The organism is Microbacterium sp. NPDC057944, from assembly GCF_042887445.1.
Lineage (GTDB): Bacteria > Actinomycetota > Actinomycetes > Actinomycetales > Microbacteriaceae > Microbacterium > Microbacterium natoriense.
In genome coordinates this window covers 1,444,056-1,457,388 of sequence record NZ_JBHVPJ010000002.1, presented here as the reverse complement: position 1 = coordinate 1,457,388, position 13,333 = coordinate 1,444,056, and the positions used below count along the sequence as shown (strand labels likewise).

Below are 13,333 nucleotides of genomic sequence, written 5' to 3'. Positions count from 1 at the left end.
GGGCTCGTAGACACCACCATCCGCCCATCCGGGTTTCTGCGACACCCCCTTGCGCAGGACCGCTGGAGTGTGCGAAGAGGCCCGCCCCCAGGGGGACGGGCCTCTTCGGACGAGCGTGTTCTGCGTCTAGTTGCTGCGCGCGATCGCGATCATCCGCAGGATCTCGACGTACAGCCAGACGACCGTGACCATGATGCCGAAGGCGCCGAGCCAGCCGTACTTGCGGGGAGCGCCGTTGCGGACGCCCTGCTGGATCTGGTCGAAGTCGAGCACGAGCGAGTACGCCGCCATGAAGACGACGAGGACGCCGATGATCAGACCGAGCGGGATGCCGGCGACCTTCGCGCTGAGGAGTCCGAAGGCCTGGCCCTCGGGGAGCACGTTGGTCCACATCAGGACGACGTTCAGCAGCGAGAAGACGAGGTAGCCGATCATCGCGATCATGACGATCTTCGTCATCTTCGCCGAGGCGCGGATCTTGCCGCTCGCGAAGAGGGCCAGCGTCACCGCGACGACCGAGACGGTCGCGAGCGTGGCCTGCATGACGATGCCGGGCCACAGCACCTCGAAGAACGCCGAGATGCCGCCGATGAAGAGGCCCTCGAACACCGCGTAGGCGAAGATCAGCGCGGGGCGGACCTTCTTGCGCGAGGTGAACGTGATGACCATGGCGAGCACGAAGCCGCCGAGCGCGCCGATGATCCAGGGGAGCATGTTCGGCGCGAAGCCGTTGTACGGGTCGCGCTCGGGCGCGGCGATGCCGCCGAGCGTGAACACCCAGCCGATCGCGGCGGTGACGAGGAGGATGCCGAAGAGACCGGCGGTCTTCCACACCGTGTCCTCGACCGACATGCGGTCGGTCTCGATCGCGCCGGCCGGGGGAGCGGCGTACATGCCCTCCAGCTGCGCGTTGACCGCGGCGTCGACACCGGCCTGCTGGAACGAGGCGGCCTGAGCACCCTGAGCCGCCTGCGGTGCCCCGGGGTAGGTCGCGACGTTGCGCGGATCCTGCTGCTGGAACGCCGGATTGTTGAATGCGAAATTACTCATGGTGGGCCTCACTCCGAAGTGGTTGTAGGTCGCTTCCCTCCACGATACCCGGATGGGCGCGTCACCTGGGTGTTCTACGCTGAGAGCGTGCCCAGGAAATCCCCTCTCGTCATCGGGCACCGAGGTGCGCCCGGCTACCGTCCGGAGCACAGCCGCTCCTCCTACGAGCTCGCGCTCGCCATGGGGGTGGATGCCGTCGAGCCCGACGTCGTCGCCACCAAGGACGGCGTGCTGGTCGTCCGTCACGAGAACGAGATCTCGGGCACGACCGATGTGGCGCTGCATCCGGAGTTCGCCGACCGGAAGACGACCAAGCGGGTCGACGGGCAGGCGCTGACGGGCTGGTTCACCGAGGACTTCACGTGGGAGGAGCTGTCGGTGCTGCGTACGCGCGAACGCCTTCCCGCGATGCGCGTCTCGAGCGCGAGCTTCGACGACGCGCAGGGGATCCTCCGGCTCGTCGACGTGCTGGATCTCGTACGCGAGGGCTCGGTCGAGCACGGCCGGGAGATCGGCGTCGTGCTGGAGGTCAAGCACGCGACCTACTTCGCGAGCATCGGGATCGATCTCGCCCCTCTCATCGCACGCGACCTCCGTGCCGCGGGCTGGGCCGATGGCGAGCTGCCTCTCGTGATCGAGTGCTTCGAGTCGACGATCCTCGGCGAGCTGCGCGAGCGCGGCATCCCGGCCTCGTACGTCTACCTGATCGAGGCCGCGGGGCGTCCGTACGACCTCCTGGTCGCGCAGGGGAAGCAGGCCCCGACCTACGCGTCGACGGTGACCCCTCAGGGCCTCGACGCCCTCGTGGGCCGGGTCGACGGCGTGAGCGTGAGCAAGAAGATGCTGCTCGTCCGCGGCAACACGATCGTGGCCGACGCGCACGCGCGGGGCCTCAAGGTCTTCACCTGGACCTGTCGACCAGAGAACGCGTTCCTCGCGGCGGAGTACCGGGGGAGCGGCGGCAAGGGCGCGTACGGCGACTACGAGTCGGAGTGGCGGGTGATCGCCGAGACCGGCGTCGACGGCGTCTTCGTCGACCACCCCGATCTCGGCGTGAGCTTCTTCCGCAGCTGACGGACGGCGGCTCAGAGGGGGCCGAGCACGTCTGCGACGTCTGCGTCGAGGCGCATCGTGCGCAGCGGTTCGAGGATCTCGCGCTCCTCGAACCGGAAGTGCGACTCCATGATCGCGCCGACGCCGTCGAGATGACGGGAGATCGAGTCGGGGCTCTCGCCGCTCTCGACCGCGTGCCGGAGCCCGGCGAGCAGGTGGGTGAGCATCGAGTGGTCCTGCATGAGCTTGTCGATCATGCCGCCCAGCCGGGGGTGCTCCTCGCGCAGGGCGGGGAACAGGCTCCGATCCTCCGCCCGATGGTGGCCGTCCAGCGCCGAGCAGAAGCCGATGCAGTACAGCAGGAGGTCGGATGCCGCATCCGGCGCCGCTGTTCCCGCATCGAGAGCTTCCCGCGTGGCCGCGAGCGCCGCGCGGAGCCGAGCGTGGGCGCTGCGGAGCTCCGCGTCCCAGGCGATCAGGCGGTCGGCATCCATCCGCGCCAGTCTAGGCGCGTCTCACAGCGTCCGGTCGAACGCGCCCTTCTTCGTCGAGACGATCTCCTTGCCCAGCGGCATCAGCGACACGGGGACCATCTTGAAGTCGGCGATCCCCATCGGGATGCCGATGATCGTGATGCACAGGGCGATGCCAGAGACGATGTGCCCGATGGCGAGCCACCAGCCGGCGAGGATCACCCAGAGCACATTGCCGAGGAAGGATCCGACGCCCGCGGTGGGCTTGCTCACGACCTCTCGACCGAACGGCCAGATCGCGTAGCCCGCGATGCGGAAGGACGCGATCGCCCACGGGATCGTCACGATCGGTATGCACAGCAGGATGCCGGCGAGCATGTAGCCCAGCCAGAGGGCGAAGCCGGCGAAGATCAGCCAGATGACGTTCAGGATCGTGCGCACCGCTCGATTCTCGCACTCGCGGCCTGAACCTCCGATGCCCGCACGTCCCCCGGGGCGACGCGGGATCGTGCGAGTCGACGGACGGCCAGCGCCCGTCTGCGGTGTCGGTGGCGACGCCTAGACTCATAAGGCCATGACCGAAGCACCTCTCATCGTCCCCGGATCCGTCGGCCCCCGCTCCACTGGGGCGGAGGGGCAGGACGACCTCCTCGCCGGACTCAACCCCCAGCAGCTCGAGGCCGTCACCTATCGCGGCCCCGCGCTGCTCATCGTCGCGGGGGCGGGGTCGGGCAAGACGAGCGTGCTCACCCGTCGCATCGCCTCCCTGCTGCGCGCCCGAGAGGCATGGCCGAGCCAGATCCTCGCGATCACCTTCACCAACAAGGCCGCCGGCGAGATGCGCGAGCGCGTCCAGGCGATCGTCGGAGATGCGGCCCGGGGAATGTGGATCTCCACGTTCCACTCCGCCTGCGTGCGCATCCTCCGGCGCGAGGCCGAGCAGTTCGGCTTCACGAAGTCGTTCACCATCTACGACTCCGGTGACTCGCGCGCGCTCATCAAGCGCCTGGTCAAGGAGCACGAGGCCGATGCCTACGGCATGACCCCGGGATCTGTGCAGTCGCGCATCTCGAAGCTCAAGAACGAGCTGTCCGATGCCGAGGCGTACGCGCGGCAGGCCAACATGAGCGACCCCGCAGAGCGCGTCTTCGTCGAGCTGTTTGCCGACTACCAGCGCCAGCTGCAGAAGGCGAACGCGTTCGACTTCGACGACCTCATCGGGCAGACCGTCTACCTGTTCCGGGCGTTCCCGCAGGTCGCCGACACCTATCGCCGGCGCTTCCGGCACATCCTCGTCGACGAGTACCAGGACACCAACCACGCCCAGTACGCACTGATCCACGAGCTCACCCGCCCCGTCTCGGGCGACGCCCCCGACCCGTATGCCTCGAACGGCATGATGATCTTCGAGCCGGAGACGACACCGGAGCTCGATGGCGCCTCGCTCACCGTGGTCGGCGACTCCGACCAGTCGATCTACGCCTTCCGCGGTGCCGACATCCGCAACATCAGCGAGTTCGAGCGCGACTTCCCCGGGGCCCGCGTCGTTCTCCTCGAGCAGAACTACCGTTCGACGCAGAACATCCTCTCGGCCGCGAACGCCGTCATCGGCAACAACTTCGACCGCAAGGACAAGAAGCTCTGGAGCGACAAGGGCGACGGCGACAAGATCATCGGCTTCACCGGCTACTCGCAGCACGACGAGGCTCAGTTCGTCGCCGACGAGGTCGAGGCGCTGCGTCGTGCGGGCTACCCGTACTCCGAGATGGCGGTCTTCTACCGCACCAACTCGCAGTCCCGTGCGCTGGAGGAGATCTTCATCCGCTCGGCCGTGCCCTACAAGATCATGGGCGGCACCAAGTTCTACGAGCGCGCCGAGATCAAGGACGCGCTGGCGTACCTCGTGGCCGTCGCGAATCCGGCAGACGAGATGGCGGTCCGACGCATCCTCAACAAGCCGCGTCGCGGCATCGGCGACGTCACCGAGACCGCCATCGCGCGCTTCGCCGAGGAGCACGGCATCACGTTCCGGCAGGCGCTGTCCGTGCCCGACCAGCTCGGCTTCGGGCCGAAGATCCAGGCGGCGATCGCCCAGCTCGACGCCGTGCTCGCTGAGGCGACCGAGATCATGCTTCCCGCGACGGGCGAGGTGCCCGCGCCGACCACGGTCGCCGACGGCCTCAGCGTGCTGCTGTCGAAGAGCGGCTACCTCGATGCGCTGCGCGCCAGCCGCGATCCTCAAGACGAGGCGCGCGTCGAGAACCTCGACGAGTTCGTGGCTGTCGCCCGCGACTTCGCGCGCAACAACCCCGAGGGCACGATCGTCGACTTCCTCACCGAGGTGGCGCTCGTCTCGGACGCCGACGACCTCGACGACGAGTCGGGCTCGGTGTCGATGATGACGATGCACACGGCGAAGGGCCTCGAGTACGACGCGGTGTTCGTCACAGGCGTCGAGGAGGATCTGATCCCTCATCGCATCTCGGCTGGGGAGCCCGGAGGCCCGCAGGAGGAGCGGCGGCTCTTCTACGTGGGCATCACGCGTGCCCGCAAGCGCCTGCATCTCTCCCTCGCGATGACGAGGGCGCAGTTCGGCGAGGTCTCGGTCGCCATGCCCAGTCGCTTCCTGCAGGAGATCCCCGCGGGGCTCATCGACTGGCGCCAGTCGCCGGGAGACGTGAACTCGCGCGGCGGCATGCAGTCGCGCGCGCTGAACGCGCGCCGCTCGGGCTCCGGCGGGTTCGGCGGCTCCGGCGGATTCGGCGGAGCCGGTTCGAACGACAGGTTCGCGGTGAAGCCGCTCCCCGGTCGCGACTCGCTCACGCCGCTCTCCACCGCGATGGACAAGTTCCCCAACCGGGTCACCGCGAAGATGCGCGACAACGGGGATCTCGAGCTGACGGCCGGAGACCGCATCCGCCACAGCGATTTCGGCGAGGGGCGTGTGGATGCCGTGACCGGCGAGGGCGCGAAGCGCATCGCCCACGTGCGCTTCGACACCGCCGGGCAGAAGAAGCTCCTGATCAAGGTCGCGCCGATCGAGAAGATCTGAGCCGCATCGACGCTCCGGCGCCGAGGAGGCGCGGCGCTGCGGCCCGCGCGACGAGGAGTGCGGGGAGCGGATGCTGAGAGCCGACCCCGAACGGCGGGTCCTGCGCACGGAACCGCCGTCGTCGCCGGTTAGGCTGGCACATTATGGCCCTGTTCTCCCGCCGCAAGAAGTCCGCTGACGCTGCAGTCCCGGCATCCGACATCTCCTCCGAGAACGTCGAATCCGAGTCGACCGGCGCCGAGTCCGTCGCCCCGGTCGAGGCCGCTCCCGCCCCGACGATCGGCATCTCGGTGCAGGCGTTCCGCGGAGTGGGGGCCGAGGCCGGCCCCGAGGTGTCCCTGGACGAGCCCGCCGCTCCCGCGCCTGCCGCCCCGGTCGCTCCTGCTCCGACGCAGTCCGCACCCCCGGCAGCGCTGCCCGATCCTCAGGAACGTCGTCTTCCGCTCGCTCCTGCGCTGCCCCCGGAGCAGACCGAGACCGTCGCCGGCATGAAGGATAACGTCCTCCTCCGCGACGCTCTCAAGGAGATCGAGCAGGGCGCGTCGAACGATCAGCTGCTCGGCGTGATGCGTCAGGCGCTGCAGGGGCACCTGTACATCCGCGTCAACGGCGATGCCCGTGCGCAGATCAGCGAGGGGAAGCCGCTGTCCGTCGCCGTGGTGCGCGACGGTGACCGTCAGTTCATGCTCGCGTTCAGCTCGGCCGGTGCCGTGCGCGACTCGGTGCAGCTCGAGGCCGATCCGGCCGCGACCACTGCGGTCGCCCAGCCCGTCACCTCCGTGCTGCAGCAGGTCGTGGCTGGCGACTTCGCCGGTCTCATCGTCGACAACGCCTCCGCGCCGCATCGCGTCGTCTTCCCGACCGAGCTGCTGCAGAAGGCACTCGAGCAGGGCGACCCCGAGATGACCGTCAAGACGATCCTCGCGGCCCCGCGCGAGCAGGACTCCGCGGCCAGGGTCGCCGAGGCTCTCGCCTCCACGCGCATGTGGGTCGCCGTCAACGACGGCAGCAACGGGACGCCCGTGGGCATCGCCGAGGCGCAGACGCCCGACGGCAAGAGGTTCCTCCAGCTGTTCTCGCACCCGCTCGAGGTCATCGCGATGGGACGAGGCGACCGCCCGCTCCCGTTCGAGCCCACGCAGCTCGCCAAGGTGCTCACGGGGCACGCCGAGATGGCCGGAGTGATCGTCGATCCGGCGGGACCGACCCTTCTCGTCGAGCGTGACGCGCTCGCCCCGGTGCTGGTGCTCGGGGTCGACATCGAGTCCTGACGGGCGGGGCTTTCGCGCGTCCGAGGCTGCCTCTAGGGTCGAGTCATGGCCTCCGAGCGCGTGACACTGACCATCGTCGACCCTGATGGAGAGCGCGAGGTCGTGCTCTCCAGCCCGAACAAGGCGGTCTGGCCGGTTCCGGGCATCACGAAGGCCGAGCTCGCCGAGTACTTCCAGGTCGTCAGCGGGCCGTTCCTCGAGGCGAACGGCGGTCGCCCCGTGTCGCTGGAGCGCTTCCGCGACGGCGTCGGCAAGGGCGGCGGCTTCTTCTCGAAGAACCCGCCGGCGGGCACGCCCGACTACGTCGATGCGGTGATGGTGACCTACAACAGCGGGCGACAGCATCCGCAGATCGTGCTGAACAGGCCCAGCGCGATCGTGTGGGCGGCGCAGATGAACACGATCGTGTTCCATCCGTGGGCGTCGCTGGCGTCCGATCCTGACAACCCCGTCGAGCTGCGCATCGACCTCGACCCCCAGCCGGGCACCGACTTCGCGGATGCCGTCACCGCCGCCCACGCGCTGCGGGAGGTGCTGCGCGAGGCGGGGCTCGACGCCTTCGTGAAGACCAGCGGCAACCGCGGACTGCACGTGTTCGCCCCCATCGTGCCCAGCCACGAGTTCCTCGACGTGCGGCACGCGGTGATCGCCGCGGGGCGGGAGCTGGAGCGGCGGATGCCGGAGCAGGTCACCATGAACTGGTGGAAGGAGGAGCGCGGCGAGCGCATCTTCATCGACTTCAACCAGGCCAACCGCGACCGCACCATGGCGGGCGCTTACAGCCCGCGCGCACTCCCCGGAGCGACCGTGTCGACCCCCGTGCACTGGGAGGAGCTCGACGGGCTCGACCCGGCGCGGTTCACGGTGCGCAGCATCCCGAAGCGGCTCGACGAGGTGGGCGACCCGTGGGCCGGCAAGCAGAGCAGTCCCGGCCGCATCGACACCCTGCTGGAGTGGTGGGAGCGCGACAAGGCCGACGGCCTCGGCGAGCTGCCGTTCCCGCCGGAGTTCCCGAAGATGCCGGGGGAGCCTCCGCGAGTGCAGCCGAGCAAGAAGGTCGCGGCGAACTGGGATGAGGAGGGGAAGCCCTCCGCGCAGTGAGCGAGCCGGGAGAGCGCCGGGCTCAGCCGAGCACGTCGGCCAGGTCGTAGCCGGCGACGGTGTCGAGCTGGTCGTAGGTGCACGAGCGAGCGTCGCGGTCGGGGCGCCACCGCTCGAACTGCACGGTGTGGCGGAAGCGCGCGCCTTCGAGTTGGTCGTAACGCACCTCCAGCACCCGCTCGGGCCGCAGCCGCACGAACGACACATCCTTCGAGCCGCTGAATCGGGAGCGCTCGCCCTCCCCGGTCACGGCGCCGCCGGACTCGTCGCGCTCCACGAGGGGCGCGAGCTCGTCGACGAGCTCCTGTCGTCGCACGTCGCTCCAGGCCGCGACGCCGCCGACCTGGCGCAGGGTGCCGTCGGCGTCGTAGAGCCCGACCAGCAGCGACCCGACTCCCGACCCCGACTTGTGGATGCGGTAGCCGAGTGCGACGACGTCGGCGGTTCGCGCGTGCTTGATCTTGATCAGCGTGCGCTTGCCCGGCGCGTAGGGCTGGTCCAGCGGCTTCGCGACGACGCCGTCGAGACCAGCGCCCTCGAACTCGGCCAGCCAGCGGACGGCGGCCTCACGATCGCGGGTCGTGCGCGTGATGTGCAGCGGATGCGCCACTCCGGCCAGCATCCGCTCCAGCCGCTCGCGACGCACGGAGAACGGTGACGACTGCAGGTCTTCATCGCCCTCGGCGAGGAGGTCGAACGCGATGAACATCGCGGGAGTCTCGGTCGAGAGCTTCGCGACGCGGGAGGCTGCGGGGTGGATGCGCTGGCTGAGGGCCTCCCAGTCGAGCCGCTGCGCCCCCGCGGGGCCGGTCGCGACCACGATCTCGCCGTCGAGCAGGCACGGCCCCGGCAGCAGGCTCGGAATGGCCTCGACGAGCTCGGGGAAGTACCGGGTCAGCGGCTTCGCGCCACGGGAGCCGATCTCGACGGTCTCGCCGTCCCACGCGATCAGACCGCGGAAGCCGTCCCACTTGGGTTCGAACAGGAGCCCGCCGGAGCTCTTCGCGGGGTCGGGGACGGATGCCGCGGCCTTCGCCAGCATCGGTGCGGGGATGTCGTAGCGCATGGGTCCATCCTGGCGACTGGCGGGGACACGCGCCAGAACTCCGGAGAATCGGAGGACGTCGGCGGAGGTGCCGCGGACGCGCGCGGCTCTTCGGCCCGGAGGGGGCCGTTTCTCCGGAGTTGCGCGCGGGTCGCGGTTCACAACTCCTCACGTTCGGCTGCTCCGGAACCCGGAAACCGCAGTTCGGCGGCCGACGAGGCGTCGAGGCGCACGTTTCTTGAGGACTTGTGAACCTGGGGCAGGGAGGCCGCGACCCGGGTTCCGATCAGAACAGGTCTGCGAGGGTCGCCGGGATGCCGGCGTCGCCCAGTGCCGTGCGCGCGGCGTGCCACCCCGCCATGCCGTTGACACCGGGTCCCGGCGGGGTGGAGGCGGAGGCGAGGTACACGCCGGGCACCGGGGTGCGCCACGGCTTCGTGCCGAGCACGGGGCGACGCAGCGCCTGGGGGATCGTGAAGGCCCCGCCCAGGATGTCCCCGCCGATCTCCGAGGGGTTGATCGCCTCGCGGGCGGATGCCGGTACCGAGTGGTGCGCGAGGATGCGGTCGCGGAAGCCGGGGGCGAAGCGCTCGACCTGCTGCGTGATGAGCTCGGTGGCGTCGAGATCCGAGCCCTGCGGGACGTGGATGTACGCCCACAGCACGGCTTTGCCCTCTGGCGCACGCGTGGGATCGAACACCGAGGGCTGGACGGTGAGCACGTAGGGGCGTTCGCTGACGCGTCCGCGCGCGACCGCGTTCTCGCTGGCCCACACCTCGGCCTGAGTGCCGCCGACGTGCACGGTGGGCGACTGCGCGACCTCCTCGTTCGTCCAGGGCACGGGGCCGTCGAGGGCGAAGTCGACCTTCGCGGCGGCGGGGCCGTATCGGTACGACCGCAGGGCGCTCGCGTAACGGGCCGGCATGTCGGGGAGAGTGAGGGCCAACCGGGGCGAGGTGTTGAGCATCAGCAGATCGCCCTGCGCGGGGTCGCCCCAGTCCAGGGTCGAGAGGTCGGTGACGTGCACGCCCGTCTCGACCGCGCCGCCGTGGGCGACGAGATCCGCCACCAGCGCGTCGGCGATGCCCTGTGCTCCTCCGCGCGGATACATCCACCCTCCGGCGTGCGCCTGTGCGGCGAGCAGGAGCCCCGCTGCCGCGCCGGCGAGGGAAGGGAGCGGGGTGTTCGCATGCGCCAGCACCCCGGACAGGAGGCCTGCCGCCTCGTCGGTGCGGAAGGTGCGTCGCGCCAGGGGGGTGCCCTGCTCCAGCATCCGCATCGCGTAGCGGAAGGCCGTGATCGGCTCATGCGGCAGGCGCAGCATCTGGTTGCCGGTGAAGTCGACGACTCCGTCGATGTGCGTGCTCAGCGGGCGCAGCAGCGACAGCCACGCCCTGCCGTCCTCGCCGAGTGTGGATGCCGTGCGCTCGATGTCGCGCCAGGCGATCCCGGCGCGGCCGCCGTCGAGAGGATGCGCGTAGGAGATCTCGGGGTGGATCCAGTCGATTCGCTCGGCGAGGCCGAAGGCCTGGAAGAAGGGGGAGGCGAGGGCCGCAGGATGCGCGGCGGAGCACACGTCGTGAAGGAAGCCGGGGAGCGTGGATTCGGCGGTGCGCACGCCGCCGCCGATCGTGTCCGCGGCTTCGAGGACGCGCACCTCGTACCCCGCCCTGGCCAGTGACACGGCCGCCGCGAGTCCGTTGGGACCGGAGCCGATGATCGTCGCGCGCGCCATGCGCCCAGTCTTCCACGGCACAAGTGGTATTCGCGCCGCCTCCGGGGTGAGAGCATTGAGGAGATGACTGAAGTACAGGGTCCCACCCCTACTGGCACCTCCCGTCCGTATCGCTCGCTCACGGAGGCGCTTCGTGCGCACCGGGTCGCCCTGGAGAACTACGAGTTCATCACTGCGGTCACCGATGCCGTGGGCATCTCCTCCTTCATCGACCGCGGTCGGTACATCGAGGCCATCCGTCGTGGGGAGGGCGCATCCCTGCACATCGGACGCACGTACACGAACGGGTTCGGGGAGGGCGAGGTCATCACGATCGGCTCCACCCCGCTGCGGCTCCAGCCGAGCGAGGGGCGTGAGCCGTACTTCTTCGTCACGCACCCGAGCGAGTACCCCCAGGTGACCACGACCGCGCGGTCGATGCGGCCGAGCACCCCGCGCGTCAGCGTTCCTCGCACCGCGAGCTCTCCGCGCACGGAACGCACGCCGAAGCCCATCGAGCGCGACTACGGCGTGTGCGATGTGTGCTTCATGGTCAAGACCGCCGCCGGCGGCTGCGCCTGCGACTGAACCCGTCGACGCGGCCCGTCTGCGTCGCCGCGGTGCCGCACCTCGTCACGGGCGGCGTGCGAACGGTCTTCCGGTGAGCTCTTCGGAGACCTCCCAGATCCTGCGCGCCGCATCATCGTCGCGCAGTCGGGAGTAGAGCCGCTGCGGTCCCGGGGCGCCGCCGAGGTGGCCGGGTCCGCGGGGGCCGTAGAACCCGCCGCTCACCGCTGTCGAGGAGATCGCGGCGTACACCGCAGGAAGGCCGGCGGACTCCGCGGTGCCGAAGAGGATTCCGCGCCGTGAGAGCGCTCCGATGACGCGGCGGCCGTTCGTCTCGCGTTCCCGGCCGAGGTCGGGACGGGCGGCGAGCAGGTTCGTCGGAGCCACGCCCGGATGCGAGAGCATGCTCGTGATACCCCAGCCGCGCGATCGGCTGAGACGGTCGAGTTCGAGCCCGAAGAGGCCGAACGCGATCTTCGACTGGCTGTACGCGCGCATGCCGTCGTATGCGCGCTCCCACTGCAGATCGTCCCAGTTGATCGCGCCCTGATTCGCGGCGACGCTGATCTGGGAGACCACCCGTGCGCCACCCTCTCGCAGCAGGGGGAGGAGTCCGCCGACGAGTGCGAAGTGTCCGAGGTGGTTCGCACCGAACTGGAGCTCGAAGCCGTCAGCCGTGGTGCGTCGATCCGGCGGCGTCATGACGCCCGCGTTGTTGATGAGGATGCCGATCGGCGTCCCCTCCGCGCGCAGCGACGCGCCGAGAGCGGCCACGGAGTCGAGCGCGGAGAGGTCCAGATCGCGGAGGGAGATCTGCGCGTCGGGAACCGTCGTGCGGATGCGCTCGATCGCCGCACGTCCCTTGTCCCGGTTGCGGACGGGCATGACGACCTCGGCGCCCGCGGCGGCGAGCCGTGCGGCGATGCCGACGCCGATGCCGTCGCTGGCGCCGGTGACGACGGCGCGCCGGCCGTCGAGGGGCGGGACGTCGATGGATGGTGTGCGGGGCATGATCTCCTCGTTTCTGACCTCCCGACTCTCCTCCTCGCGCCGTGCGGCATCCAGGGATCGTCCGTCCGTGGATGCGCCAGAAGGCTGCTGGTACAAAGGACGGGACGGGGGTGCGCATGGAGATCGACAGGGCAGGGCTGGCGGAGTTCCTCCGGCTGCGCCGCGAGGCGCTGCAGCCGGAGGACGTGGGCCTCGCCAGAGGCGGCCGCCGGCGGACGGGCGGCTTGAGACGCGAGGAAGCCGCGAGCCTCAGCCACATGTCGACCGACTACTACGCGCGGATCGAGCAGCAGCGGGGTCCTCAGCCCTCGCCGCAGATGATCGCGGCGATCGCCCAGGGGCTTCATCTCACGCTGGCCGAGAGGGATCACCTCTTCTTTCTCGCCGGGCACGCGCCCCCGCCGAGGGGAGGGGAGAGCAGCCACATCAGTCCCGGCATGCTGCGCATCTTCGATCGCCTGTACGACACCCCGGCGGAGGTCGTGACGGAGCTCGGAGAGACCCTCAGACAGACCGCGCTCGGCACGGCGCTCGTCGGCGACCTCACACGCTTCGAGGGGCCGGAACGCAGCATCGGATTCCGGTGGTTCGTCGATCCCTCGTCGCGTCGGACCTATGCGGAGGAGGAGCACGACTTCCTCTCCCGGCTCTGGGCCTCCGGCCTTCGCGACGTCGTGACGCGCCGTGGACCCGCCTCGCGTGCCGCGCGCTGGACGAAGGAACTCCTCGATCGCAGCGACGAGTTCGCCCGGATCTGGGGGCAGCACGAGGTGGGGCTCCGCCCGCGAGCGGTCAAGCACTTCGTCCACCCGGAACTGGGCGCTCTCGAGCTGGAATGCCAGACGCTCGTCGAACCGGAGCAGTCCCACGCGCTTCTCGTCTACACGGCTGCTCCAGGGAGCGAGAGTCAGGAGAAGCTGCGCCTGCTCTCCGTCATCGGCGCGGAGAGCTTCTCAGCGTGACCGGCCGCGGGAGCAGGCGAAGGCGCTCATCTCC

At 69.8% G+C, this 13,333-nt stretch carries 12 protein-coding genes; 6 read left to right on the top strand and 6 right to left on the bottom strand.

What is annotated here, in order from left to right:
* Positions 1 to 126 precede the first annotated feature (126 nt).
* Positions 127 to 1,050, bottom strand: coding sequence for a Bax inhibitor-1/YccA family protein (locus ACFVRO_RS16260; protein WP_386954172.1), 924 nt, complete (start codon positions 1,048 to 1,050; stop codon positions 127 to 129).
* 87 nt (positions 1,051 to 1,137) lie between these two features.
* On the opposite strand from ACFVRO_RS16260, the gene ACFVRO_RS16255 reads away from it, so the two are divergent.
* A complete protein-coding gene (locus ACFVRO_RS16255) occupies positions 1,138 to 2,124 on the top strand; it encodes a glycerophosphodiester phosphodiesterase family protein (RefSeq protein ID WP_386954169.1) in 987 nt (328 codons plus the stop codon).
* A gap of 11 nt (positions 2,125 to 2,135) precedes the next feature.
* On the opposite strand, the gene ACFVRO_RS16250 is transcribed toward ACFVRO_RS16255, so the two are convergent.
* Both ACFVRO_RS16250 and ACFVRO_RS16245 read right to left on the bottom strand, forming a co-directional pair.
* A complete protein-coding gene (locus ACFVRO_RS16250) occupies positions 2,136 to 2,597 on the bottom strand; it encodes a hemerythrin domain-containing protein (protein WP_386954166.1) in 462 nt (153 codons plus the stop codon).
* A gap of 21 nt (positions 2,598 to 2,618) precedes the next feature.
* Positions 2,619 to 3,017, bottom strand: a complete 399-nt coding sequence (locus tag ACFVRO_RS16245) for a YccF domain-containing protein (RefSeq protein ID WP_341939998.1) — start codon at positions 3,015 to 3,017, stop codon at positions 2,619 to 2,621.
* A 133-nt stretch (positions 3,018 to 3,150) separates the two neighbouring features.
* On the opposite strand from ACFVRO_RS16245, the gene ACFVRO_RS16240 reads away from it, so the two are divergent.
* The 3 genes from ACFVRO_RS16240 to ligD all read left to right on the top strand — a co-directional run bounded on the left by ACFVRO_RS16240 (position 3,151) and on the right by ligD (position 8,000).
* Positions 3,151 to 5,628, top strand: a complete 2,478-nt coding sequence (locus ACFVRO_RS16240) for an ATP-dependent helicase (RefSeq protein WP_386954163.1) — start codon at positions 3,151 to 3,153, stop codon at positions 5,626 to 5,628.
* Between the two features lie 143 nt (positions 5,629 to 5,771).
* Positions 5,772 to 6,899 carry an SseB family protein gene (locus ACFVRO_RS16235; RefSeq protein WP_386954160.1) on the top strand — a complete coding sequence of 376 codons (1,128 nt, stop codon included), beginning with the start codon at positions 5,772 to 5,774 and terminating at the stop codon, positions 6,897 to 6,899.
* 45 nt (positions 6,900 to 6,944) lie between these two features.
* Positions 6,945 to 8,000, top strand: coding sequence for a non-homologous end-joining DNA ligase (gene ligD, locus ACFVRO_RS16230; RefSeq protein ID WP_386954158.1), 1,056 nt, complete (start codon positions 6,945 to 6,947; stop codon positions 7,998 to 8,000).
* Between the two features lie 22 nt (positions 8,001 to 8,022).
* Here ligD and ACFVRO_RS16225 read toward each other — a convergent pair whose 3' ends face one another.
* Positions 8,023 to 9,066 carry an ATP-dependent DNA ligase gene (locus tag ACFVRO_RS16225; protein WP_386954155.1) on the bottom strand — a complete coding sequence of 348 codons (1,044 nt, stop codon included), beginning with the start codon at positions 9,064 to 9,066 and terminating at the stop codon, positions 8,023 to 8,025.
* 265 nt (positions 9,067 to 9,331) lie between these two features.
* Positions 9,332 to 10,780: a phytoene desaturase family protein gene (locus ACFVRO_RS16220; protein WP_386954152.1), complete on the bottom strand. Its 1,449-nt coding sequence runs from the start codon at positions 10,778 to 10,780 to the stop codon at positions 9,332 to 9,334.
* Between the two features lie 63 nt (positions 10,781 to 10,843).
* Here ACFVRO_RS16220 and ACFVRO_RS16215 point away from each other — a divergent pair, with 63 nt between their 5' ends.
* Entirely contained in the window at positions 10,844 to 11,347 is a 504-nt protein-coding gene (locus tag ACFVRO_RS16215) for a hypothetical protein (protein WP_386954150.1), read from the top strand.
* A 45-nt stretch (positions 11,348 to 11,392) separates the two neighbouring features.
* Here ACFVRO_RS16215 and ACFVRO_RS16210 read toward each other — a convergent pair whose 3' ends face one another.
* Positions 11,393 to 12,337: an SDR family oxidoreductase gene (locus ACFVRO_RS16210; protein ID WP_386954147.1), complete on the bottom strand. Its 945-nt coding sequence runs from the start codon at positions 12,335 to 12,337 to the stop codon at positions 11,393 to 11,395.
* Positions 12,338 to 12,453: 116 nt separating this feature from the next.
* Here ACFVRO_RS16210 and ACFVRO_RS16205 point away from each other — a divergent pair, with 116 nt between their 5' ends.
* Positions 12,454 to 13,299: a helix-turn-helix transcriptional regulator gene (locus tag ACFVRO_RS16205; RefSeq protein ID WP_386954144.1), complete on the top strand. Its 846-nt coding sequence runs from the start codon at positions 12,454 to 12,456 to the stop codon at positions 13,297 to 13,299.
* Positions 13,300 to 13,333 lie beyond the last annotated feature (34 nt).

Coding starts and splice junctions, on each gene's coding strand:
- ACFVRO_RS16260 (WP_386954172.1), bottom strand. CDS start 1,050: ATGAGTAATTTCGCATTCAACAATCCGGCGTTCCAGCAGCAGGATCCG.
- ACFVRO_RS16250 (WP_386954166.1), bottom strand. CDS start 2,597: ATGGATGCCGACCGCCTGATCGCCTGGGACGCGGAGCTCCGCAGCGCC.
- ACFVRO_RS16240 (WP_386954163.1), top strand. CDS start 3,151: ATGACCGAAGCACCTCTCATCGTCCCCGGATCCGTCGGCCCCCGCTCC.
- ACFVRO_RS16235 (WP_386954160.1), top strand. CDS start 5,772: ATGGCCCTGTTCTCCCGCCGCAAGAAGTCCGCTGACGCTGCAGTCCCG.
- ligD (WP_386954158.1), top strand. CDS start 6,945: ATGGCCTCCGAGCGCGTGACACTGACCATCGTCGACCCTGATGGAGAG.
- ACFVRO_RS16225 (WP_386954155.1), bottom strand. CDS start 9,066: ATGCGCTACGACATCCCCGCACCGATGCTGGCGAAGGCCGCGGCATCC.
- ACFVRO_RS16220 (WP_386954152.1), bottom strand. CDS start 10,780: ATGGCGCGCGCGACGATCATCGGCTCCGGTCCCAACGGACTCGCGGCG.
- ACFVRO_RS16215 (WP_386954150.1), top strand. CDS start 10,844: ATGACTGAAGTACAGGGTCCCACCCCTACTGGCACCTCCCGTCCGTAT.
- ACFVRO_RS16210 (WP_386954147.1), bottom strand. CDS start 12,337: ATGCCCCGCACACCATCCATCGACGTCCCGCCCCTCGACGGCCGGCGC.
- ACFVRO_RS16205 (WP_386954144.1), top strand. CDS start 12,454: ATGGAGATCGACAGGGCAGGGCTGGCGGAGTTCCTCCGGCTGCGCCGC.